Source organism: Psychrosphaera sp. B3R10 (genome assembly GCF_018861025.1).
GTDB lineage: Bacteria > Pseudomonadota > Gammaproteobacteria > Enterobacterales > Alteromonadaceae > Psychrosphaera > Psychrosphaera algicola.
On sequence record NZ_JAHKQH010000023.1, the window covers coordinates 230616 to 255651 of the forward strand.

The following is a 25036-nucleotide window of genomic DNA, read 5'->3' on the forward strand; positions in this document are numbered from 1 at the left end:
TTGCTACTTTATGGTGAAAGTACCCTTGACATTAATGTCAGGATTGGCAATTTCTTCCAGCGTAAAATCACCAATTATTGAGTCTAATCCGTCAAGAAAGTCTACTTCTATATCGCCATCGGCTAAGTTGTCACCATGGGAGGCATAGGTTATATCTAGGTCAATTTCATCAATATTTATGACACCATCAAAAGTCGCAAACCATTCGCCACCAGCGTCGTCAAAAGACATATTGCCTTCAGGGACTGTGCCTTTGTCAAAGTCGATGGTCATTGCAACTTGGAAGTTACTTACAGGACCTACCGATGATTCTAACGAAGAATTAGCAAGTTGGTTATAGGTGAAATCCCCTGTTCGTTCTGCTAAAAGCTCTTCAATAGGTGTGGTATCTAAGGAGTTAAAATCGTCTGTTGCTAAAAATGATTCGTCTTCAATCAGATTATCTGCATTCTCTTCAACTGTAGTTGCCACTTCTTGTGATTGTTCAACTTCAGAATCGATTTCTGCTTCATCTTCAGCTTCTGTGTTTTCTTCGGAGTCGGAATCAGCCTCAACCGTAATTGACGCAACGACAGTAGTGGTTGCTACCGTGCTACTTGTACTCTCTTCTTGGGTTTCTTCTTCTTCTTCCTCTTCTTCATTCTGATCGATATCGTCGGCTTCCGTGGTCATGCCGGTTTCAAATGTTTGAGGGGGTTCGATAAATGTGGTTACTTTGCCCTGAGGATCAATACTGGCGTAGGAGTAGCCTTCATTCTGTCCGAGGGATAAAGTGCTACCCGACTGATCACCAGAGGTAATGTCTAAATCCACCGCACCGTCCCATACAGCAACCCAAATTGTGCCGCCAACGATTTCTACTTCATAGTGAGTTCCACGAATACCGATACTGCCTACAGGGGTTTTTAATTTGTAATCACCGCTTTCAGCTTTAATTGAACCGGTAACTGAACGTAGGCCACCTTTCACAAGTTCCATAACAACCGAACCACGACCATTGTCGTCGCTAAACTTGTAGTCGGAGATAAGGAGTTCACTATTTTCTTTTAATGCAATCATGCCGCCGTCGGTCATACGTAACTGAGCTTTTGCATTAGCACCTGTTGAAACGACATCGCTGCTATAAATCGGCGAACGGCGTTTTAATTTTCTGGTATCTGCACCGGAAGACGAAATAGCGCTTACCGCACCACGAGTTACGAGAGTCTTTCCCGCTGCGGTTTGGGCTTGGCCGTTTGATATAAACATTAAGCCTGATAATAATAGTACTGAACGAATTAACATGTACGTCTCCTAAAATCGATATTGCCAACTGCCGGCCACTTCCAAGCGGTCGTAACTAAATAGCTCTACATTACTCTCTTTGTTCTGTACATTTATCGAGAGCTTTAATTGTAGCTTATCTGATGAATTAAACAGCAGCTGTGAAGATAAGGCAGTCATTACCTCATCTCTTACTTCTTTAAATAGTGGGTGCTCGTCGTCATACTTGTGGTTTTCAACCATGATATAACTGTTGCTAACTAAGGTATTGGTGATTGGCCAAGTGACTTGGTATGTAACACCCATAGTGTCTTTACTATTGTAATTACTTGCTTGATCATCGGTAACATCTTGTTGCCAATGGCCAATTATGGTGTGCAGTAGCTTTGTTTTGTATTGGAACGAACCACTAATTTTGGTTCGTGTCATGTCAAGCTGGGGATTAACATCATTGGCTATTTTTGAATAGTTACCGCCTAAACGATAACTGGTTTTGCGACTGGTGTTCTTCTGAAAAAATAACGAAATACCATTCTCTGTGCGGTAAGGCCCTATTTCTTTTTCAACATTGCCCGTTAAGTCTTCAACACTTGTGGCTTGTTCAACCTCACGCCACAGTGGCCGAGAAAAACCTGCGACTGATACTTTTCCACGCAACAATTCTTGCTCATAGGCGAGATTAAACCCAGCTTGAAAACGTTGATATTGAGTTTGCTGTGCATAGCCAAAATAGCTTGCCAATACATCAATTTTTAACCATTGATATTGGCTGATAGGGTGCTGATATCCTGCCATATAATTTACAGAATAACTCAAGTCACGTGTTGCTCTTGAAGTGTCAAATAATTGAATCTCGCCGATATTAGGTAATGTAATCGTTTTTTGGTCTGTACCGCTATTTACGTTGTTATCATATGCAATACTTGAAGATACTTGCTGATACCAGGTTAAATTACGATTGACTAAAATTCTTTCAACACGGTTATGTAAAGCTTCTGTTTTTTCGCGTTGTGTTTGGGTTAACGGGCGTGTTAATAGGCGCTCTAACTCGGCGGCTGCGGCATGAAGGTTATCTACTTTTAGATAACTAGAGGCTAAATAGTAGCGACTCAAATAAGAACCTGGTTTGGTTAATAAAACCCGTTCAAAAGCAAAAACTGCTTCTTGATATTTTTCACTGCCGTAGGCCGCTAAACCAACTAATAAATCAAATTCAGGGTCACCACCGTATTCAAAGGTTTGGTCGTCACCATATTGATATGCAGCAATATAATCTTTGGCTTTTAATAATGAATTAAGTTGTTTTATCACTTCGGTAAAAGAGGGCTGTTCCGCATGTAGTTGTGCAGTCATCCCTAAAGCAGCGATTAAACAATATATCCTTGCCATACTTTTTAACATTTTAAACCTAGAATTATTTTCAATTAGTTACCAAATTTGATTGAGCCTTTTATAAAGTCAGGCTCCTCCCTTCTTTTGCAAAAAAGAAACTATAAGGTGGTTTCTCACCGAGTATTCTTGCCGTTAAATCATCAAGCTGATCATCTGTTCTTAGTGGGTCGTGGCTAAATAAACACAATAGCTTAACGTTAGCCAACTCTGCTAAGTTTAGTGTTTCATCAATGGATGAATGACCCCAACCAAGTTTATCATTCATTTCATGTGCTAAATATTGTGCATCATGAATTAACATATCTGAGTCTTCGCAAAATTTAACCCAATCTTGGACACCATGTTTATTATGACTTTCAGGGGCTAATAACTCGTTGTCAGTCGCGTATATTAACAGCTTATTGTCACAAAATATCCTAAAGGCTGTGCCACCGTCCGGATGATTCATTTTCATCGACTGAATATGAAAGTCACCAATGTCGTATCCTTCTGAAAAATCTGTCTTTTTTATCGTAATTGTCGAAGGGACTTGATGATATTTAACCGGGAAATAACTTTTGGACATTTGGTCTAATATCGCCGTATCGTGCTGAGTATCGGTTTGACCGGGGTAAATGGTGATTTGACTGTTCTTTTTAAAGACAGGCGAGAAAAACGGAAATCCCTGTATATGGTCCCAGTGATGGTGACTCAACAAAATATTGATTGGCAGTGGGTAATCGCTAAATTCACAACTGGCGATCCGTAAACCTGTGCCCGCATCTAATATTAGCTTTTGGCCATTATTACTTTCCAGTACGGTGCAAGGCGTATTGCCTCCATAGCGGCTGGTTTCCTTTCCTGGCGTTGGAACCGAACCCCGAACACCATAAAACGTAACTTTCATTAGATAACTACCCCTATAATAAGTATGATTTTTATACGCCAAAGCCGCTGATATTACAATTGAATAACGCCATATATGCTTGAACTTTCCTATAAAACTAGTTTTTTTGTTAGGTGAACTAGAAAGATCGGTAATATTTGTTATACCTAAATGAAGTTGCACTAAATTGAATTAGGACATCATTTCTATTAATGACTGACTAAAATAGTCCGATAAAGCTTAACTAACACCATCCTAAATCATAAACTTTATAGAAAGGCTTCTATATGAACTTATTGACAAATTTAACTATTAGAGCGCGCCTGCAGGTAAACGCAGTCGTGATTGCTCTGGCTTTACTTACGCTATTTGCTTTGATGCTGATTAACCTAACTAAAATGAATGATTTGGGACAAGCGCTAGTAAAGGTGGAGTCGCTAAATTCTCAAGTATTAATGTTACGTCGAAATGAAAAAGATTTTCTCGCGAGAAAAGAGCTTAAATACGTCGATTTGTTTACTAAGAATTCTGCTCTTTTATCAAAACAAATTGCAGAACTAGGTGTTATGACCTCTGATTTGGGTATTAAAGCATCCGAACTAGACACCTTTGCTCAAATATCTGAGCTCTACACGAAGCAGTTTGTCGAAGTGAGTCAGTTTCAACAGAAAGTCGGCTTGGATTCAAAAGATGGATTATATGGCGAACTACGAAATGCTGTGCATGATGTCGAGGATATTTTAAAGAGTAATCAGACTCATAGATTATTGGTTGATATGTTGCAATTACGCCGAACAGAAAAAGACTTTATGTTACGTCGAGATGCCAAGTACCTTGCGGTATTTGACGAACAAATGACGCATTTTTATAAAGACATAGATAATGCCGATCTAACGGGCGACACCGCAACCCGAATTAAAGCGTCTTTGGATATCTATAAAGAAAAATTTTTAAACCTAGCGAAAGCGGAAAAAGCGATTGGTTTAAACGCGCAGTCTGGCCTTTTAGGTCAACTGCGTGGGACGATAACGCAAACTGAAGACAGCTTGAGTGCGATTAAAAGCAAACTTGAAACTAGCCTAGAGCAGGCAATTAGTACCGCAACGATTACGGCTATTATCGTCTTTATCGGCGCTATGATTTTTGTCATGGTAGTTGTTTATTACACGAGTCAGAGCATTATTAGTCCAATATTGGCGGTTAGAAATGCAATCTCTCATATACGAACTAAAAAAGATCTTACCTGGCTTGTTAAAACAAAAGGTAAAGACGAACTGGTTGAGTTAGGTGAGGATGTTAATACGCTTATAAGTGATTTTAAACATTTAATTTACAACGTAAATAAGGCGTTAACTACATTGGATAATGCCACGGTAGAACTTGCCGAGAATGCCCAAGATACTTTAGATGGGATGGAAAAGCAGTTCCAAGAAAGTGATATGGTCGCGACATCAGGCGCCGAAATGCAGGCAACAGTTTCAGATATTCATCAAAATACCCAATTAGCCACAGCGACCGCGAATAAAACCGGAGAATTAGCTGATAGTGGCTCGAACGAGGTTGAGCAGACGTCGAAAAATATTAACGAACTGGCCAGTCAGTTACAGGAAGCCTTATCACAAATTGAAAAACTAGAACAAGACAGTCAATCAATTGGTACTGTTTCAGACGCTATCCGGGGGATTGCTGAGCAAACAAACTTATTGGCGTTGAATGCAGCGATTGAAGCTGCGCGTGCTGGAGAACAAGGTCGGGGATTTGCTGTGGTTGCCGATGAAGTTAGAAACCTTGCGATGCGTACACAAGAGTCCACAAGTGAAATTGAAACTATCATTAATTCTTTGCAGATGAGTACTCAGACTATTGTTGCTGTTGTGACACAGTGCCATAAATACGGAATTGAATGTTCAGAGCAAGCTAACCGTGCGGGTGAGTCGCTTAAGTTAATTTCAAGTCACGTGCAGGAAGTGGTGGATATGAATAGTCAAATTTCCAATTCATTGCAGGAGCAAGATGAAGTCGCGACAGAAATGAGTAAACACGTTATTCAAATACGAGATATTGCCGAACGCAGTCAAATGAGTGCAGCGACGAATGCTGAAGCAAGCCAAGATATTGCTAAGCAAGCAGCAATATTACATGAAGAAATTGAGCGATATAAAGTGTCTTAGTGAGCTCAAGGGCAGGTATATTAAATGAATAAAATGGGGCCACAGTGGCCCCATTTTAGTGTTAGCGATTGGTCATTTACTATGCTTAACCAGCCATTTGTGCGGGTGTAGCTTGCGCTTGTTTTTTGGCTAATCGAGCTTGATGTAACAAAGGTTCAGTATAACCACTTGGTTGTGTTGTTCCCTCTAATACAAGATTTAATGCAGCATTAAAAGCTATGGACGAGTCAAAATGAGGCGCCATAGAAACATAACTTTTGTCATTGTGGTTTTGTTTGTCTACGATTACCGCCATCTTTTTGAAAATGTCGACTACCTGTTGTTTATTGCATAAGCCGTGATGTAGCCAGTTGGTGATATGTTGGCTTGATATACGACATGTCGCCCGATCTTCCATTAAGCCCACATTATTAATGTCTGGCACTTTAGAACAACCAACTCCTTGGTCAACCCACCGAACCACATAACCGAGAATTCCCTGAGCATTATTTTCGATTTCAGCGGTGATCTCTGTTTGTGTAAGCTGTTCTTCATCTTGCAACAAAGGTATTTGCAGGATCTGATCAATATTTGACTTACAGCGTGTCAGTAGCGACTCCTGAACCGACCCAACATTGATTTTGTGATAATGCAATGCATGTAACGTGGCCGCCGTTGGTGAAGGCACCCACGCTGTTGTTGCTCCAGCTTGAGGGTGGGCTAGTTTGGCAACCATCATGGCTTGCATATGATCTGGGATAGGCCACATACCTTTGCCGATCTGAGCTGCGTGGTGAAACCCAGTTGCTAATCCGTAGGCCACATTTGATTGTTCGTAAGCATCTAGCCAAGGTTCAGTTTTAATTTGAGCTTTTGGTAAAAATGGGCCCGCCAACATGCTGGTATGAATCTCATCACCTGTACGGTCTAAAAATCCAGTATTGATAAAGACTACTCGTTCAGCCGCTTCGGCTATACATGCCTTCAAATTCAAAGAGGTTCGACGTTCTTCGTCCATAATTCCCATTTTTATGGTATGGCGAGGAACGTCGATTAGGTCTTCTATGTCGTCAAATAATTGATTTGCAAATGCGACTTCTTCTGGGCCATGCATTTTGGGCTTAACGATATATATTGACCCTTTTTGCGAATTTTTGATTGTGGCATCAACAGGTTTAAGCAAATCGATTTTACCAATTAAGCTAGTAATTACGCCATCCAAAATGCCTTCAGGCATTTCTTTTTGGTTATATAAGACTGCAGGGGTTGTCATTAAGTGGCCAACATTGCGGACAAACATCAATGAACGACCACTTAAACTAAGTGAATTGCCATTGTTACCAATAAATTGCAGATCTGGATTCATTTTGCGGAGGATTGACTTACCCCCTTTATTTACTTCAGTTGATAAATCCCCCTGCATTAACCCAAGCCAGTTTTTATAAACTTGCACCTTGTCTTCGCCATCAACAGCTGCAACTGAATCTTCACAGTCCATTATTGTACTGATTGCCGACTCAACTTTGATGTCTTTGATATGGGCTAAATCGGTTTTACCTATAATATGGGTATCGTCGATTTCGATGTAGAAATGCAAATTGTTATGTTTAAACAAAAGATGGGTTGGTGCATGAGGCAGGCCACGGTATCCCGCAAATAGCGTTGGGGTTTCTAGTGGTGCAATTTGACCGGCAACCTTAAGTTTTAGTTGACCTAGTTCAATGTCAAAACCTAAAACATCTTCCCAACTTGCGCCAGATATTGGCACTATGTCATTTAAAAAGGCTCTACCATAGGCAATAACCTGTTCTCCGCGAATTGGATTGTAATGTGCGCCAGGTTCTGACCCCGTATCATGAGGAATAACGTCTGTACCATAAAGTGCATCATATAAACTTCCCCATCGAGCATTTACTGCATTTAGGGCATATCGCGCATTCATTACGGGCACAACAAGTTGTGGACCGGCAATTTCCGACAACTCATTGTCGACGTTTTTCGGGCTGATAGTAACGCCATCTGGCTCTGGTAACAGATAGCCTATGTCACTTAAAAAGCGTTTATATTCCGAAAATTCAAATGTTGGGTTTGATTGATGATACGCATCAATTTGGCTTTGCAATGTTTCACGCTTATCTAACAAGGCCTCATTTGTGGATATATGTTTGCCTAGTAGCTGCTCAAAACCCGTCCAAAATGCATCTGGTTGTAACCCCAAGTGTTTTAATACGGAGTTGTTTACGAATTGATACAAAGCTTCGTCAATCGATAGATTGTTAAATTGAATGTGTTCTACGTCCTGCATAATATAAGACCCCAACGGAAATTTAGATAACAATTGATATTAAATGGAAATGCCTATATTTAAACAGTTTAGTGTTTTGATGTTTGTCATTCACAACATGAATAATGGTGCTAAGGTATTTCTTTTAAACAAGTTTATGGCTCCAAAATGACCAAATTACTGTTTGGCCCCTACATCTACGATAAGGCGTCTTAACCAAATATGCCCAACATCGTGGTGCAATAGTGGAGACCAGGCCATCTTTAAGGCTATTGGCGGAATGTCAAATGGCGGGTCCATCACGCATATCATGGGGTTATCGGCATAAAGCTCGGTTGCTTTGGTTGGTAACGTTGCAATTAATTGCTGTTCTTTGGCAAGCCACATGGCCATGTGGTAATGCCGTGTAAACACGCTGATGTCTCTTTTTTTATCTAGCTTTGCCAACTCTACGTCAACCCAACCAAGCTTTTGAACTTCGTTTGGATCAATACCTACACCAACGCCAAAGCCGGTTTTGCTCACCCAAACGTGCTTTGAACTTAAGTATTTATCTAAGTCAAAATCGGGCAAACATGGATGGTCGTTGCTTACCATGCAAGAGAAAGTATCGTACCAAATTACTTTTTGGTGGAATGACAACGGCAACTCTTCGAACCGGTTGATCGCCATGTCTACTTTACCGAGTTCTACATCGTGAAAGCTCACATCCGAAGGCGTTACAATATCTAAAGTGAGGCTAGGAGCCTTTGTTCTAAGCTCGCCAAGCACTTTAGCAAGCAATGTTGTTTCAGCGTAATCACTGGCCATGATTCGAAAAGTGCGATTTGAAGTTAGCGGATCAAACTCGGTTTCAGGTTGAATTGTCGCTTCAAGCTTAGACAGTACATCACGGACCACAGGTTGTAACTGCAATGCCCGGGCTGTAGGCATCATGCCCTCTGAGGTGCGAACAAGTATTGGATCTGAAAACAAATCCCTAAGTCTTTTTAAGCCATTGCTCATCGCAGGTTGAGTGATTGAAAGTTGATCTGCAGAGCGAGTTACGTTTTTCTCTCGTAATAATACATCTAGATATACCAATAAATTGAGATCGATCTTACTAATATTCATGCTGTGAATTCCGTAAATGAGATTTATCTATTTGATGAATCCTAGTGCAATACCCTAGAGTTGTCATCAACAAATGCAAACAAGTTTTGTTTTATCTCGACAAACCTTGTTGAGTTTCAATTATTAAAATAACAACTCGAGGAATCGACTATGTCTGTTTACACAAATGAAATTGAACTATTAGAAGCCATCCGTAGCCAGAATGGCGAAAGCTGGAGCGCGATTAACCCAGAGCACGCAGCAAGAATGCGTACGCAGAATAAATTCAAGACTGGATTGGACATCGCCAAATATACAGCCGCAATTATGCGCCAAGACATGGCAAATTATGACGCAGATTCAAGTCAATATACTCAATCGTTAGGTTGCTGGCATGGATTTATCGGCCAACAAAAAATGATCTCTATTAAGAAACATTTCAATAGCACTGACCGTCGTTACCTTTACCTATCAGGTTGGATGGTAGCAGCACTTCGTTCAGAGTTTGGGCCATTACCTGATCAATCGATGCATGAGAAAACCTCTGTATCTTCGTTAATTGAAGAGCTTTATACGTTTTTGCGCCAAGCCGATGCTCGTGAAATGGGTGGCATCTTCCGTGAAATAGATAAAGCACGTGAAGCGGGTGACCAAGTACTAGAACAAAAATTGCAAAATGAGATTGATAATCACCAAACGCACATCGTACCAATTATTGCCGATATCGATGCTGGTTTTGGTAATGCCGAAGCAACTTATTTACTCGCTAAAAAGATGATTGAAGCGGGAGCGTGTTGTATTCAGATTGAAAACCAAGTTTCAGATGAGAAACAGTGTGGTCACCAAGATGGTAAGGTCACAGTGCCCCATGAAGATTTCCTAGCAAAAATTAGAGCGGTACGTTACGCATTTTTAGAACTGGGTGTTGATGATGGTGTTATTGTCGCCCGCACAGATTCATTAGGTGCAGGTTTAACAAAACAAATCGCAGTAACAAATACACCGGGTGATTTAGGTGATCAGTACAATAGCTTCTTAGACTGCGAAGAAGTTTCTGTTGCCGATATGAAAAATGGTGATGTGGTATTAAATCGTGATGGCAAGTTGTTGCGTCCTAAGCGTTTGGCTTCAAACTTATTCCAGTTTAAACCGGGAACTGGTGAAGACCGCTGCGTTCTAGATTCAATTACATCACTACAAAACGGCGCTGATCTGTTGTGGATTGAAACAGAGAAACCGCATATTGGTCAAATTGGTGGAATGATCAACCGAATCAGAGAAGTCGTTCCAAATGCGAAATTGGTTTATAACAACAGTCCATCGTTTAACTGGACACTAAACTTCCGCGAACAGGTGTTTGATGCCTGGGTTGAAGAAGGGAAAGATGTAACAGGTTACGAGCGTGCAGATTTAATGAGTGCAATTTATGATGCAACAGAATTGGCAAAAGAAGCTGATGAAAAGATCAGAACGTTCCAAGCGGACGCAGCCAAAGAAGCGGGTATCTTCCACCATTTGATTACGCTACCAACGTACCACACTGCTGCATTGTCTACTGACAATCTAGCCAAGGAATACTTTGGTGACCAGGGCATGTTAGGTTATGTAGAAAATGTTCAGCGTAAAGAAATCCGTCAAGGTATAGCGTGTGTTAAACACCAAAACATGGCGGGCTCGGATATGGGTGATGACCATAAAGAATACTTTGCCGGTGATGCAGCACTTAAAGCTGCAGGTGATGACAATACAATGAATCAATTTGGCTAATCTGGTTTCTCAACCAATAATCATTTTGTCATGAGTTTAAAGTCAGCATTCGCTGACTTTTTTTTGTTTAAAATTTATTAATAGCTCGCTTTATCGTTAAAATTAAAACCAACTATACTCAAAACATCCCACTGCAAATCGAGCAACTTAATATGGCACTTAATATCATTGGGATTGATCATATTGTACTTCGTACCAATAACTTGTCGGGTCTTGTTTCATTTTATTCTGACATTTTAAACTGCCCAATTGAGCGTGATAGAACAGAAGAATTGGGCTTGATACAATTGCGTGCGGGTCATTCGTTAATTGATATTATCGATATATCAGGCGAGCTTGGTCGAGAAGGTGGTGGTGCGCCATGTAAACCCGTTAATCTCGATCATTTTTGCTTAACTGTAGCTGACGCTACAATAGAGCAAATCAGTCAACATATAAAAACACACTTCCAGTCTCCTCCGCGGTTTGAAGTTCGGTATGGCGCCGGCGGATATGGCCCCTCCATTTATATTCAGGACCCTGATGGCAATACTGTAGAGCTAAAAGCCGCCAGTGATTAGCAGGATAAATTTGCCGCGATAATCTGCGTTATATTTCAATTTGACAACTTTCATCTCGTTGCAATGTTACGGTCACGGAACTGTCATTTTGGCAGACTACATTGACGAGGTAATGTAGTTATGGAATGTAAAATATGATTTCGGTAGAAAATGTCGTTGCGGAAAACTTCCCAGCAATTGAGTCAGGTAGCCCGTTTTTAAAGAACTCGTTTTTGCGTTTTTTAAGGTTTATCTTCCACGAATCTGAATTCCAACGTTTTGAACAAACTTATCCACATCTCGTCGGTGTTGATTTTGTCGAACAAGCACTAGAATTTTTCGAATTTGGGTTTATCACCAAAGATCGTGAATTAAGGCATATCCCTTCGACAGGCAAAGTTGTGGCAATTGCCAATCATCCAATCGGCAGCTTAGACGGATTGGTTTTACTTAAAATGTTTTGCAATATTCGAAGAGATGTAAAAGTGGTTGCCAACGACATTTTGTGGGCGATAAAACCGCTGCGACCTTTATTGCTTCCGGTCAATAACATGGGCAATAAAACTGCCAAAGAAAACATGAAAGCGATTGAAAATCACCTTGTCGATGGTGGCGCATTGTTAATCTTTCCCGCTGGTGAAGTGTCACGAATGTCAGCAACAGGTGTTAAAGACGGTAAATGGAAAAACGGCTTTTTACGATTTGCTAAAAAAACACAAGCGCCAATTTTGCCCATTCATATTGATGGCAAAAACTCCGCGTTCTTTTATGGTTTGTCGATGCTGGCAAAACCGGTGTCAACGCTGTGGTTAGTTCACGAGATGTTTAAAAAACATGACCAAGAACTTAGAGTGAGAATTGGAAAACCAATAAGTTACGCCACCTATACTAATATTCCTGTTGAGAACAAACAGCTCGTTAAGTTGTTCAAGAAACATTTATACAAATTATCAAAGAAAAAAACCTTACCCATTTTTTCTGAGCAATTAGAAAGTATGGCCCACCCCGAAGATCGAAAACAGCTGAAGTCAGCACTCAAGCTAAGTGAGCTTATTGGCACAACCAGTGATGGTAAATTGATCTACAACTTTACTCACGACAGTGATTCGTCGGTTATGCGTGAATTGGGACGGCTTAGAGAGCTTACATTTAGAGCGGTCGGTGAAGGTACAGGCTTAAGAAGAGACATCGACAAATACGACAATATCTACGACCACATTATTTTATGGGATGACGAAGAGCTCGAAATTGTGGGTTCATACCGAATGGCACCAACCAAACGTGTTAAGGAGTTTCACTCCCACATTGGTTTATACACAGATACGCTGTTTGATTTAAGCCACTTAACGGATGAAATAGTACAACGTGGGCTAGAGCTAGGACGAAGCTTTGTGCAACCCAAATATTGGGGCAAACGTAGTTTAGATTATTTGTGGCAGGGCATTGGTGCTTATTTGGCGAAACACCCTGATATTCGATATTTATTGGGGGCCGTCAGTGTCAGCAATGACTTAAATATGGAAGCAAAAACCAGCTTAATCCGATTTTATCAGGCCTATTTTGGCAGTCGTGGACCAATTGTTTATGCCAAAACACCATTTTTGTTACCAACCGATAGCGGCCTTCACTTTAATGGAGATGACTATCAAACCGAATTTACCTTGCTAAAACAAAAAATGAAAGATGAAAACACTAGTGTTCCAACGTTATATAAACAATATTCCGAACTGTGTGACGACGGCGGAACCCAGTTTTGTAGCTATAACGTTGACCCAGACTTTTCAGACTGTATTGATGGATTTGTGCTGGTGGACATTGAAAAAATGAAACCCCAAAAGCGGAAACGCTATCTGCAGAGTTAAGCGTGAGAAATAAGTCTGTAGGAATAACTTTGTAGATAATCAGGATAACGAAAGGATCTGTTATGAGCCAAGCCAATTATATTGCCAAGAATCATCACCGCACCATTTGGTTGTCGGATATTCACTTAGGATGCCGTGATTGCAAAGCGGAATTTTTACTAAACTTTCTACATGACAACACCGCTGATAGAATATTTTTGGTCGGCGATATTGTCGATTTTTGGGCGTTGCAACGTCGAGTTTACTGGCCAGAAACGCATAATCAAATACTTAATCTGATATTGCAACGGGCGCAGGAAGGCGTCGACGTTTTTTATCTACCAGGTAATCATGACGAACTCATGAAGCCTTATGTTAAACAACTTTTTGGTAATGTGCAGATACATTCTGAGTTTATTCATACCACAGTCACGGGCAAAAAATTATTGATGTTACATGGCGATAAATATGACTCCGAGGTGTGTTTTGGTAAGTTTCATGCCAAATTGGGTGATGCCTTATATGATGTTTTGCTGTGGTTAAACCGGCAATGCCATGCAGTCCGAAAACGTTTAGGATTACCTTATTGGTCAATGGCGTCTTACATTAAAACGAAGGTTAAAAAGGCCAATGAAGCAATCCGTAGGTACCGTGACGCCGCGATAGCTGACGCCAAACGACAGGATGTTGATGGCATAGTGTGTGGTCATATCCATTATCCTCAAATGGAAATGGTTGACGGCACTTTGTATTGTAATGACGGTGACTGGATTGAAAACTGTACCACCATGATAGAAAGTCAATCAGGGAACTTAAAGCTGCTTCGATGGAAAGATGGTGAAAATAAAACTGAAGTATTGAGCCAAATGAACTGGGGTGAGCGGCTGTCAAAACTAGACGAAGCTGCGGCGTAATATCGAGGTTATAGCAGACGTAAAGAATACGTATTTACTCCACTGTTTTGGTCATAAATTGTTCATAAAGTTTTATGTCTGTCATACAAATTTCACATTTCTGAATTATAGTTAATATTATGGCGGCATATCTTGTCGCTTTCATTTCTTTTATAGAATCATAGGTTTATTACCGATTGGTATGATGTAGGACAGTCGATGAATGTAAGCATTGATAAAGAACAGAAGTATTTTCCTAAAGAGCTGAGTTGGTTAGCGTTTAATGCACGCGTACTGCAAGAAGCTGCAGATAAAAATAATCCAGTTATTGAGCGTATTCGATTTTTGGGGATCTATTCGAGCAATATGGACGAGTTTTATCGTGTTCGTGTCGCCAATGTCCGAAGGAAAATCATTATATTTAATAACAGTGCCGATCTTGATGCTGCTGCCGACACGGAACTACTGATGGCGCAAATCCAGCGACAAGTAGCGGAATTAGGCGCAAAATTTGAAATCGTATTTCAGCAAATTGTTAAAGAGCTTAAAAAAAACCACATCTGTCTAATTGAGCAACCTCAAATTAACGACAAACAACGTCATTGGCTAAAAGGTTTTTTTGATAACAAAATACTGCGCCATATAGCGCCCATTATGATTGAAAAAAAGGTCGATCTGGTTGGCCGACTAAATGATTCCTCGGCCTATTATTACGTCGCAATTCATCGTAATGACAAACCGACCAAATATGCCACGTTGGAAATACCCACCGACAAGATGTCACGCTTCGTCATCCTGCCGCAGGAAAAAGGAGACAAAGACAAACGCATTATCTTGTTAGACGATGTCATACAGCTATTTATTGAGTCTATTTTTCGAGGATTTATTAAGTTTGATCAAATAGAGTCCTATTCATTTAAAATGACCCGAGACTCTGAATATTCCATTAATGATGACATAGTCGATTCCTACGTAGAAAAGATGTCTGACAGCATGAAGCAACGTCTAATTGCCGAGCCTGTGCGGGTTATCTACGACGGCGCAATGCCGCCGGAAATGGTAAAAAGTTTAAAAAAGCATCTTAAACATTCATCGTATGACAATCTAATTGCTGGTGGGCGTATTCGCAACGTATCTGACTTTATTGGATTCCCCAATATAGGTCGTAAAAATTTAGAAAACCCACCACTACCAGCGATTACAAGTAAGCAGTTTAGTTGTTTTGATACGGTGTTTGACGCAATTTCCCACGCCGATATTTTATTGTATTACCCATATCACCGCTTTTTACACTTCACTGAGTTTGTCCGCCAGGCGGCGTTTGACCCTTTTGTAAAGCATATTCGTATTACTATGTACCGCATTGCGCCAAATTCTCGAATCGTCAGTTCGCTCATTGATGCCGTGGATAATGGTAAAATGGTCACCGTAGTCATGGAACTGCGTGCGCGATTTGATGAAGAGGCGAATATTGCATGGGCAAAAACCATGACAGATGCCGGTGTGCGTGTCGTATTTGGTAATCCCTCATTTAAAATCCACACTAAGGTATGCGTGATCAGCCGCGAAGAAAAAGCACAGCTTGTTCATTACACTCATATTGGTACCGGTAATTTTAATGAAAAAACGGCTAAGGTTTATACCGATTTTAGTTTATTTACCAAACGTGAAGACCTCTCATTAGAAGCAATATCGGTATTTGAACTCATTCAATTACCTTACCGCCAACAAAAATTTCGCCATTTAATGGTTTCACCAATCAATTCTAAAGAAAAAATATTGGCTTTGATTGATCAAGAAATTATAAATGCACAGGCGGGCAAAGTTGGCGCGGTCACATTTAAAGTGAATAACTTGGTAGACAACGACATTATCGATCGACTTTATCTAGCCAGTGAAAATAATGTCAAAGTACGTGGAATTGTGCGTGGTATGTGTGCCCTGCGGCCCGGAATTAAGGGGTTGAGTGACAACATTCAAATTATTAGCGTGGTTGACCGATTTTTAGAGCACCCTAGAGTCATGTTGTTTCATAATGACGGCGACCAAAAAACGTATATATCATCGGCAGATTGGATGTTGCGCAATATGCGTGATCGAATTGAAGTCGGCTGTCCGATTTATGACCCCGTTTTGCAAGAACGCATTAAATATTTGCTTGAATTGCAATTTAAGGACACGTTAAAGGCCCGAGTTATCGACAAAAACCAAGTAAATGGGTATGTTAGGCGAGGAAACCGAAAAAACCTTCGATCACAGATCGAAGCCTATCATTACTTGAAGCACTTGGAAAAAATCGATAATGACTGAAATAACTACGGCATTTGATGAACTGGATCTCCGTAACTCGACTAAAATAGCCGTTTTAGACATAGGCTCAAACAGTTTTCATCTGGTTGTCGTACGTATTATTTCAGGCACGGTACAGGTACTGCACAAAGTAAAACAAAAAGTACGTTTAGCAGAAGGGCTATCAGAAGAGTGTTATTTATCTGAAGAAGCGATTCGTCGTGGTCTTGATACGCTCAAAATGATGGAAAAGAGCATTAGTGGCTTTGATCCAGATTCGGTTCGAATTGTTGGTACTTACACACTTCGTAAAGCACGTAATGCATATAAATTTATAAAAGCTGCGCGGAAAATAATTCCTTATCCGGTAGAAATTATTTCCGGGCAGGAAGAAGCTCGCTTAATTTTTAATGGTGTTGCTCACACACACCAATTACCACAAAATTCACTCATTATTGATATTGGCGGTGGTTCGACAGAATTTGCGTTAGGAAAAAACCAAACACCTCAAATATTGAGAAGTTTGGATATGGGCTGTGTCAGTTATACTCAACGTTTTTTTGTTGATGGCAAGATTACCCATAGTAACTTTTCAAAAGCAATAACGGCTGCTCAACAACAACTTGAAAAAATTGAAGATAAGTTGTTAAAGGCGACGTGGCAACAAACGCTAGGTACGTCAGGCTCTATTGAAAGTATTATTACTAGTGCGGATAATAATGTTGATTTAGATGATTTTGAATTGACCCTGGAACACTTGGAAAAGTTGCGCGCATATTGCGAGCAAGTTGGCGAAATAGACGCTTTGCAACTTGGTGAAGTTAACGACCAACGTATACAAGTTTACCCCGCTGGGTTGGCGATATTAACGGCTATATTTATTAGTTTAGGTGTCGATAAATTAAGTTTTTCAAATTCAGCGCTGCGTGAGGGGGTCATCTATGAAATGGACGACTCTTTACACCACGATGATATTCGAGAGCATTCTATTCAAAGCTTAGCAACACGGTATGATGTTGACATCGAGCAAGCAAATTTAGTGTTAAACACGTGTTTTAATTTGTTTAAACAAGCCAAAGAAGATTGGTCATTAAATACCAAACGAGTTAAAGATTTACTCGGGTGGTCGGCACTTTTACACGAAATTGGATTACACATTCACTCGCGCGGTGTCCAAAAACATTCAGCTTATATTTTGCAGCATGCTGACCTACATGGCTTTAATGCTGAACAACAAACCTTCCTGTCGCTATTGACGCGCTTTCACCGTAAAAAAATCCGCTTAGCGGAGTTACCAGAACTAACTCAATTTCGACAAATTGAATTACTGCAATGTATGATTATTTTACGTTTGTCCGTGCTCTTAAATATTAAGCGACAAGCAAACTTTATCCCCGACATCAAATTTGAAGTCGATGATCACAGTATGTTTTTAACTTTCCCAAAAGGGTGGTTGGCGGACCACCCTGTAATAGCAGCAGACTTGAAAATGGAACAAGTGTATCTGGCTAATATTGGCTTCAAACTCAAATTTGGCGAATAACGTTCTGATGTCACAAAGTTGTCGCGCGGTGTTCACATAATCGACATTTAAATTTTCTAATCTAATCACACTTGAAACCTTTTATACCTTAGTAAGGGGTACAGCATGGCAAGTGTAATTAGAGATGGAAAGCTTCAACAATTAGATACATTTTTGTTTTATAAGTGTCATCTATTATCGAACAACCCGATTAAAAACCTCAGTGTCTGGGTTTCACGCACTGGTGACGGCTATTTGTACTTCGCGATAGCACTGTTGATCTTGTGGGCTGGAACGCCGCATGGAGAATCGTTTTTTTATACGGCACTCGCCGCTTTTGCAATTGAAGTTCCAATTTACATCAGTTTAAAAAACCTCGTAAAACGAAACAGACCTTTTAATAAATTACAAGCATTTCAATCTCATATAGCGCCTTCTGATAAATTTAGTATGCCGTCTGGACATACCGCAGCCGCGTTTGTTTTTGCCTCCATTGTTGCAACGTATTATCCAGAGTTTGCGGTTTTAGCTTATTGTTGGGCGAGTTTAATTGGTTTAGCAAGGGTATTACTTGGCGTGCATTTTCCTGGTGATATTTTAGCTGGTGGTTTGTTGGGTTATGGTTGTGCTCAAGCAGCATTTGTTCTATTGGCAATCTAGGATTAAGGACAAAAATGAGAATATTATACGGCATTCAGGGTACTGGCAATGGCCATATCACAAGAGCAAGAGTTATGGCGAAGGCGCTTGCTGCGCAAAACGTAGATGTAGATTATGTATTTTCGGGCAGACCGCGAGACCAATATTTTGATATGGAGCGATTTGGTCAATATCGTACTTTTGACGGACTGACGTTTAGCCATGATCACGGCAAGATAAATTATTTAAAAACGGCAAGCAATGCCAAACTGTTTGGCTTGATAAAAGACATCCATCAGTTGGATGTCAGTTGCTATGATTTAGTACTTAATGATTTTGAGCCAGTTTCTGCATGGGCAGCAAAAAAGGCGGGTATTGCGGTTATTAACATTAGTCATCAAGCCGTGTTTAACTATGAACAGGTTCCTGCAAAGGGCATGAATTGGATTAATAAGCAGATCCTAAAATATTTTGCACCGGCTGACATTTCCTTAGGTGTGCATTGGTTTCATTTTGGCCAAGCTATTATTCCCCCTTTTATCGAAAGAGAAACACCTACGAGCGCTTTATCTGAAGATATTTTAGTGTATATGCCATTTGAAGAGCTTGATGAGATTAGTGATTTGTTGAACGGCCAACATGATCACAATTTTGTTGTTTACCATCCTTCAATTAAAAAGGATGTTGATACCCGAGCAATTAAATACCGAAAACCGTGTCGTCAGGGATTTTTACGAGACTTAGAGTCATGCGCTGGTGTTATTGCGAATGCCGGGTTTGAACTCTCTAGCGAAGCACTGTGCGTGGGTAAAAAGTTATTGCTAAAACCACTAGATGGCCAATTTGAACAAGCCTCTAACGCTGAAACTTTGAGCTTGTTGGGACTTGCGAATGTGATGACCGGTTTAGATGACGCCGTTTTGGAAACTTGGTTGCAACAGGAATCGAAAGACGCAATTAATTATCCGAGTGATCCAACCCCCCTTATTGATTGGCTATTGGCAGGCGACTACAAAAATCCAGAAAAGTTATGCCAAAGTTTATGGCAACCAATATTAATGCCTCAATTTGTAAGGTGATCGCTGTTTTAATTGAGGTGCAATGGGAAGTTTTGCACCTCGAAGCCGTTAAAGCGTATAAGACAATCGTTTGATATAGCTAGGTGGCTTACCAAATGTTGAACTTGAAACTGATTCAAATAAATGGAATTGGTCAAAACGCAGTTTTAATTTTGGCGTTTGTACATCTATCGGCGTGTTTTCGAGGTGCTTGCGACATAAACTAATATGTGGACGGTATTCGCTATGGTGTTGTGGCAAAGATAACTTGTTGTTAACCGATCTGCAGCGTTTTGCTAACGTCATGAGCGTGTCCGTTTTGGTTACTCCGAGATATAACACCTGTGGTTTCAAAAATGTACCAAGCTCTGCTATTTCGGCTGTTACTAAGCTTCTTGAAAACTCATTCGACTCTGATACTTTTTGCAGCAATAAGTCCAAGGATTCCATTTTGCTAGCTGGAATATGCCCCAAAAATGACAGGGTAATATGGTAGTTTTCCATTGGCACTGGCTTGCCAGGCAAAAAGCTTAAATGAGTTTCACGCCAATGATTTATTGCAAGTTTTGTTGTTTTATCGAGCTCTAATCCGATAAACATTCGACTCTGACCTTGTGACATAAAATTCCTTAAATGTTTGCCATTGGGGTATAATAGCGCAACTTTTTTTCCTGTAATCTGATCATTGATGTTACCTGTAGATGCCATATTTAACCAATTACAATTACGATTAGCGGAGTCAAATCGAGTAATATTACAAGCGCCCCCTGGGGCGGGTAAATCAACTCGGTTGCCGCTACTTTTGTTAGAAAGTGGCCACTACACCACCGGTAACCAGATTGTTATTTTAGAACCTCGTCGAGTTGCAGCGCGTCAAATTGCGTCTTTTCTGGCGCAGCAGCTTGGCGAGTCAATTGGCGAAACCATCGGCCTTGCAATGCGAGGCGAGAATAAATCGAGTAGCCAAACCATAATTACCATAGTGACCGACGGTGTAATGGTTAGAAAAATTCAACGCGATCCTGAATTATCAGGTATTGGATTGATTATTTTCGATGAATTCCACGAACGCGCTTTGCAAACCGATTTGGCGTTAGCGTTAAGCATTGACGCTCAGGAGTTAAACGAAGCGTTGCGACTTATGATTATGTCAGCGACCATAGATTTAGCGACTTTATCGACCGAACTAAACGCTCCAATCGTAGAGTCCAAAGGGCGTCAGTTTCCAGTAACGATTGAGTATGTTGGCGCCAGTTTATTGCCAAGCCATGACGAAATCGTAAAGGCCATTCTCCATGCTGCTAATAATCACAGTTCGTCAATTCTGGTATTTCTTGCGGGTGTTAACGACATCACCAAAATATCGGGATTGCTTGCGCCTCATTTAGATCAAAACACCCACTGCTTGCAACTGCATGGGCGTTTATCGATAGCGGAACAAAACAAAGCGATAGAGCCCTGTGTTGCCGGAACCCGTAAAATAGTATTAGCTACCAATGTGGCGCAAACCAGTTTGACCATTGAAGGGGTTGATGTCGTGGTGGATGCCGGCAATGAAAAGCTGGTGTATAGCCAGCCTAAGTCGGGTATCGAACAATTAATCACGCAACCTACGTCAATTGCTTCTGCGGAACAGCGGGCTGGTCGTGCTGGCCGATTAGCACCAGGGTTTTGTTATCGGTTAGGCTCAAAAGAAAACTTTGAGCGACGACGCAGATTTGATGTTGCTGAAATCGAACGAGTTGACCTTGCTCAATTGATGTTAGAAGTTTTTCTTTGGGGCACAACAATAGACCAGCTATTTTGGTTAACAAAACCCGAAACACCACGAGTCGCACGTGCCTGTGAATTATTGGCTTCCCTAGGGTATCTAAAACAAGTAGACAGTAAGTGGCAACTGACGGCACTGGCCAAGCAGTATCAAAAAGTGAGTACCGACATTCGAAGTTTTCGAATGATCCAATTTGCTCAGGACAATCAAACAACAATAGATGATACGCGCTTAGTGCCAACGGCATGTTTGCTCGCTGCATTATTAGAAGAACGTTCGCTGGCTCAATCTGGTGACGTGCACAATTCACTGCTTAAGCTGTCATCATATCAATGGCAACAGTTGTTAACTGGAGCAAACAGAATAAGCTCGCGACTTGCAATCAAGCCGATTTCCCGTGGTGATTTAGCGGAAGAGCATATCGGCCTTTTATTGTGTGTGGCATTTCCTGATCAAATCGCTAAAAAAACAGCTAAACGCTGGAAGTTAAGCGGGGGTAGTGCCGTTGAGTTTCATCAGCGTGAAGTCGAACCCGTCGCTGAATTAGTGGTTGTTGCCAGTATCAATGCATCTAAATATGGCAATTATGTTGGCCATTATACAAGGGTGAACTTGGTCGATATTGAGTCATTTTTTCCGAGTATTATCGATACCGTTGATGAACTTACATGGTCAGAGTCAAAACAAAAACCGTCTAAATTACAGCAGACTAAAATTGGTCAACTTATCCTAAATTCAAATCCTGTTGCCGTTAATTTGGAACAGTCTGAATGGCAAAATTTGTGGCTAAATTACATTAAAGATAATGGTTTAGGGGTCTTAGGTTGGAATAGTGACAACATTGTCAATTTAAGAAACCGATTTATCTTCGCGACTCGATATGGCAGAGACGAGGATTGGCCAAGTTGGCGGGAAGAAGTTTTAATAGCGGAGTTGCCTAACTGGTTAGCGCCATATTTATCTGATGTGCGTTCGTTAAAACAGCTTAAAAATATCGACTTGCATCAAATTTTATTGAGCACAATTGATTGGCAAAAGCAGCAAGCGCTAAATCATTTATGCCCAGTTCGATACCTCACACCTGCCGGACATGAACGTAAACTCGATTATTTAGGGGACATCCCTAAATTATCAGTAAAACTACAAGAGATGTTTGGGACGCCGACTAATCCAGCGATTTGTGACGGTAAACAGCCAATTTTGATTGAGCTATTATCGCCCGCCAAACGACCATTACAAGTTACTCAAGATTTAAATCACTTTTGGCAAAATGCTTATCAGGACGTCAAAAAAGAAATGAAAGGTAGGTACCCTAAACATCCTTGGCCGGATAACCCAGTGGAATTTCAAGCAACAACTAAAGTTAAAAGTCGCCTATAATTATTTTGGTGTGCCGTATTTGGCTGTATTGCGGGAATGAAAAAAGCCAGCGGAATTCGCTGGCTTTTTACGGTTAACTAAATTTAGATTCAGAATTTTCTGCGTCTAATTGCAACCAAAGCTGGCAACATAATTAACATAAAGGCGCCAAATCCAAGTGCACTGCGTTCACGAGCATTTTTATTGGTTGTGCCGGTACCCGTTGGCGTTGTCGGGTTAGTCACATTTGTTGCGTCAAAAACCACATTTTTCAAGTAACCAGTATCTTCAAACTCCATCGTGTAGGGGTCTTTCTCATATACCCAAGCAATAAAGTTAATACCTTCACCTAATTCAAGTTCAACGGTTGTGAAGTCTACTTCACCTGAAATAAAGTCGTACAATTCGCCATTTAGATAAATGTAAAGGGCATCATAAGGTGATTCAGGGTCGTCAACATTTTCTTCAGATGAAACTGACCATTCAAAAGAGAACTTACCTTCGCCAGTAACTTGTGCAAGCAAAACACTTTTTTGTAAATTGTCGATCGTTCCGCTACGGACACCATCATCTGTTGGGTTTTCACTCCAAATGGCGTCACCACCTGTGAACCAAGCAACATCGCCATTTGCGGTAAATTCAGTGCCAATGTTATTGGAAGCGTTAATTGAAATCGCTGTTACTTTTGTTCTTGTTGTGGTGATACTTGCATCATCAGCTGTCACGTTAATATAGGTATCTAAATTACGCGCTCCTGAAGAGCTAACAGTAACAAGAGCGTCACATGATGCACCCGGCGCTAAATTAGCACAATCAGATGAATCAATTTCATAATTTGAGCTTTCTGCAGTTAACGTCAATGTTGTCGATACAGCGCTATTGTTTGAAACTGAAATATAGGTACTTAAAGCTGTTGCTGAAGGAATATAACCTAAGTTTAAGTTTTGCTGCATGGCAATACCTTCAGTAATACCATTTATCCAAGGTAAAAACTCAGATACACGAGCATAGACACCAGGATAACCCTGAGCGGCGCAACCGATCCCCCAGCTCACAACACCAATTTGTTGGAATTCACCGTTAGAATCGACGACAAGTGGACCACCACTGTCACCTTGGCAAGAGCCTTTGCCACCATCATATGTACCAGCACAAATCATAACTGGAGCGATACCCATTTCTTCAGCGGTAACGTCTTCTGTAATACCTTGTTGCTCTGCCATCATATCGGCGCATTGTTGGTTGCTAAATAACGTTAGGTCAACTTGATGTAAAACATCTGGGAAATCCGATGTTGGACCGGCGCCCGCTGCATATCCTTCACGACCACCCCAGCCCATAACGGTTACCATAGAATTATCAGTTACTGCCTGGCTTGTAGTTGTACCTGAACCAAGTGAAACTGTAGGTGTTGAGACTGGCTCTACTAATTCGATTAATGCAACGTCGTTTACGAGAGCTTCGTCATCGTATTCGCCATGCATATAAATGTTCTTAATTTCTAACGCATTTTCTGCACCGTCACTAAGGTCATATTCGCCAACGTTCACTTTTAAAAATTCTGAATTTGGACCATCGACACAGTGAGATGCTGTTAACACCCAACGGTCGCCAATTAAGCTGCCGCCACAGGTAGAAGATTGGATTAATTCAGCAGAAGTTGCTACTTCAATAGATGCCGTAGTTCCCACTTTATCTAGTAACAATTCACCGTCTGTTTGAATTACTGAAACAACAGGGATAGTACCTGCAAAGTCGTCTCCTAACGTACCGCTGATAATGCCGTCTTCATTATTATAAATAATAACGCCAACGCCGCCACCGCTTTCACAGTTAAGAGCTTTATCTGAAAAGTTGATTTCACCACGTTGGATAAGACAAATTTGTCCTTCGGCATCACATTCTGCATCACCTAGGCCGCAACTCATAAGTAAACCAGTTACTGTGCCACCTGGGGAGCCAGTAAATGAATCTGACGTGTAAGATACGCTATCGACTTCAAGCGATGTAGAGAGTTCTTCATAAGTATAAACAAGCGCTGTTATCCAAGGCCATGCATCTTGTTCGGCTTCTACTCCACCAACTATGCGTTTACCTATGCTCGGTTTAAATTCGTTATCAGAAGCGATAACATTCGAAGTAGCCAAACTAAATAAAGCGAGTAAGGCAATTAAGTTAAATTTCATTCATGGATCCTTTGTTATTCGGCGACAAAAAACTCGATTGTGGTCTGATGTCTTTTTTCTTAGACGGCAATTTGCCCAGATCTGGTATTGGTTTGCAAATTAAATTGTCAATTTAACCTTAGTGTA

Annotated in this window: 17 protein-coding genes; 10 read left to right on the forward strand and 7 right to left on the reverse strand. The window is 40.8% G+C overall.

Annotated elements, in window-relative coordinates:
- Nucleotides 1-3 precede the first annotated feature (3 nt).
- The 3 genes from KO525_RS08395 to KO525_RS08405 are packed head-to-tail and all read right to left on the reverse strand — an operon-like array spanning nucleotide 4 to nucleotide 3541.
- Nucleotides 4-1284, reverse strand: coding sequence for a FecR domain-containing protein (locus tag KO525_RS08395; RefSeq protein WP_215963337.1), 1281 nt, complete (start codon nucleotides 1282-1284; stop codon nucleotides 4-6).
- A 9-nt stretch (nucleotides 1285-1293) separates the two neighbouring features.
- Nucleotides 1294-2664 carry a surface lipoprotein assembly modifier gene (locus KO525_RS08400; RefSeq protein WP_215963338.1) on the reverse strand — a complete coding sequence of 457 codons (1371 nt, stop codon included), beginning with the start codon at nucleotides 2662-2664 and terminating at the stop codon, nucleotides 1294-1296.
- Between the two features lie 49 nt (nucleotides 2665-2713).
- Nucleotides 2714-3541, reverse strand: coding sequence for an MBL fold metallo-hydrolase (locus KO525_RS08405; RefSeq protein WP_215963339.1), 828 nt, complete (start codon nucleotides 3539-3541; stop codon nucleotides 2714-2716).
- Nucleotides 3542-3807: 266 nt separating this feature from the next.
- Between KO525_RS08405 and KO525_RS08410 the strand changes: the two genes are divergently transcribed.
- Nucleotides 3808-5691 carry a methyl-accepting chemotaxis protein gene (locus tag KO525_RS08410; RefSeq protein WP_215963340.1) on the forward strand — a complete coding sequence of 628 codons (1884 nt, stop codon included), beginning with the start codon at nucleotides 3808-3810 and terminating at the stop codon, nucleotides 5689-5691.
- An 85-nt stretch (nucleotides 5692-5776) separates the two neighbouring features.
- Here the strand turns inward: KO525_RS08410 and KO525_RS08415 are convergent, their stop codons facing one another.
- Together KO525_RS08415 and KO525_RS08420 are read right to left on the reverse strand one after the other, a co-directional pair.
- A complete protein-coding gene (locus KO525_RS08415) occupies nucleotides 5777-7975 on the reverse strand; it encodes a malate synthase G (RefSeq protein ID WP_215963341.1) in 2199 nt (732 codons plus the stop codon).
- Nucleotides 7976-8131: 156 nt separating this feature from the next.
- Nucleotides 8132-9067 (reverse strand): LysR family transcriptional regulator, encoded by a 936-nt coding sequence (locus tag KO525_RS08420; RefSeq protein ID WP_215963342.1) that lies wholly within the window; start codon nucleotides 9065-9067, stop codon nucleotides 8132-8134.
- Nucleotides 9068-9217: 150 nt separating this feature from the next.
- Between KO525_RS08420 and KO525_RS08425 the strand changes: the two genes are divergently transcribed.
- The 8 genes from KO525_RS08425 (at nucleotide 9218) to KO525_RS08460 (ending at nucleotide 19615) form a co-directional block, all read left to right on the forward strand.
- On the forward strand, nucleotides 9218-10813 hold the full coding sequence (locus KO525_RS08425; RefSeq protein ID WP_215963343.1) for an isocitrate lyase: 1596 nt from the start codon (nucleotides 9218-9220) through the stop codon (nucleotides 10811-10813).
- A 152-nt stretch (nucleotides 10814-10965) separates the two neighbouring features.
- On the forward strand, nucleotides 10966-11373 hold the full coding sequence (locus KO525_RS08430) for a VOC family protein (protein ID WP_215963344.1): 408 nt from the start codon (nucleotides 10966-10968) through the stop codon (nucleotides 11371-11373).
- A gap of 134 nt (nucleotides 11374-11507) precedes the next feature.
- A complete protein-coding gene (locus KO525_RS08435; protein ID WP_215963345.1) occupies nucleotides 11508-13214 on the forward strand; it encodes a lysophospholipid acyltransferase family protein in 1707 nt (568 codons plus the stop codon).
- A 62-nt stretch (nucleotides 13215-13276) separates the two neighbouring features.
- Complete coding sequence (locus KO525_RS08440) at nucleotides 13277-14107, forward strand: UDP-2,3-diacylglucosamine diphosphatase (RefSeq protein ID WP_215963346.1); 831 nt, start codon at nucleotides 13277-13279, stop codon at nucleotides 14105-14107.
- Between the two features lie 198 nt (nucleotides 14108-14305).
- Nucleotides 14306-16396 (forward strand): polyphosphate kinase 1, encoded by a 2091-nt coding sequence (gene ppk1 / locus KO525_RS08445; RefSeq protein ID WP_252736730.1) that lies wholly within the window; start codon nucleotides 14306-14308, stop codon nucleotides 16394-16396.
- Entirely contained in the window at nucleotides 16389-17918 is a 1530-nt protein-coding gene (locus KO525_RS08450; RefSeq protein ID WP_215963347.1) for an exopolyphosphatase, read from the forward strand. The genes ppk1 and KO525_RS08450 overlap by 8 nt, the downstream gene beginning before the upstream one ends.
- Before the next feature lie 105 nt (nucleotides 17919-18023).
- Complete coding sequence (locus KO525_RS08455) at nucleotides 18024-18557, forward strand: phosphatase PAP2 family protein (protein ID WP_215963348.1); 534 nt, start codon at nucleotides 18024-18026, stop codon at nucleotides 18555-18557.
- A gap of 14 nt (nucleotides 18558-18571) precedes the next feature.
- Complete coding sequence (locus tag KO525_RS08460; protein ID WP_215963349.1) at nucleotides 18572-19615, forward strand: MJ1255/VC2487 family glycosyltransferase; 1044 nt, start codon at nucleotides 18572-18574, stop codon at nucleotides 19613-19615.
- Nucleotides 19616-19663: 48 nt separating this feature from the next.
- Here KO525_RS08460 and thpR read toward each other — a convergent pair whose 3' ends face one another.
- Nucleotides 19664-20215: an RNA 2',3'-cyclic phosphodiesterase gene (gene thpR / locus KO525_RS08465; RefSeq protein ID WP_215963350.1), complete on the reverse strand. Its 552-nt coding sequence runs from the start codon at nucleotides 20213-20215 to the stop codon at nucleotides 19664-19666.
- Between the two features lie 67 nt (nucleotides 20216-20282).
- Between thpR and hrpB the strand changes: the two genes are divergently transcribed.
- Nucleotides 20283-22745, forward strand: a complete 2463-nt coding sequence (gene hrpB, locus KO525_RS08470; RefSeq protein ID WP_215963351.1) for an ATP-dependent helicase HrpB — start codon at nucleotides 20283-20285, stop codon at nucleotides 22743-22745.
- Between the two features lie 89 nt (nucleotides 22746-22834).
- Here the strand turns inward: hrpB and KO525_RS08475 are convergent, their stop codons facing one another.
- Entirely contained in the window at nucleotides 22835-24910 is a 2076-nt protein-coding gene (locus KO525_RS08475; RefSeq protein WP_215963352.1) for a trypsin-like serine protease, read from the reverse strand.
- Between the last annotated feature and the right edge of the window lie 126 nt (nucleotides 24911-25036).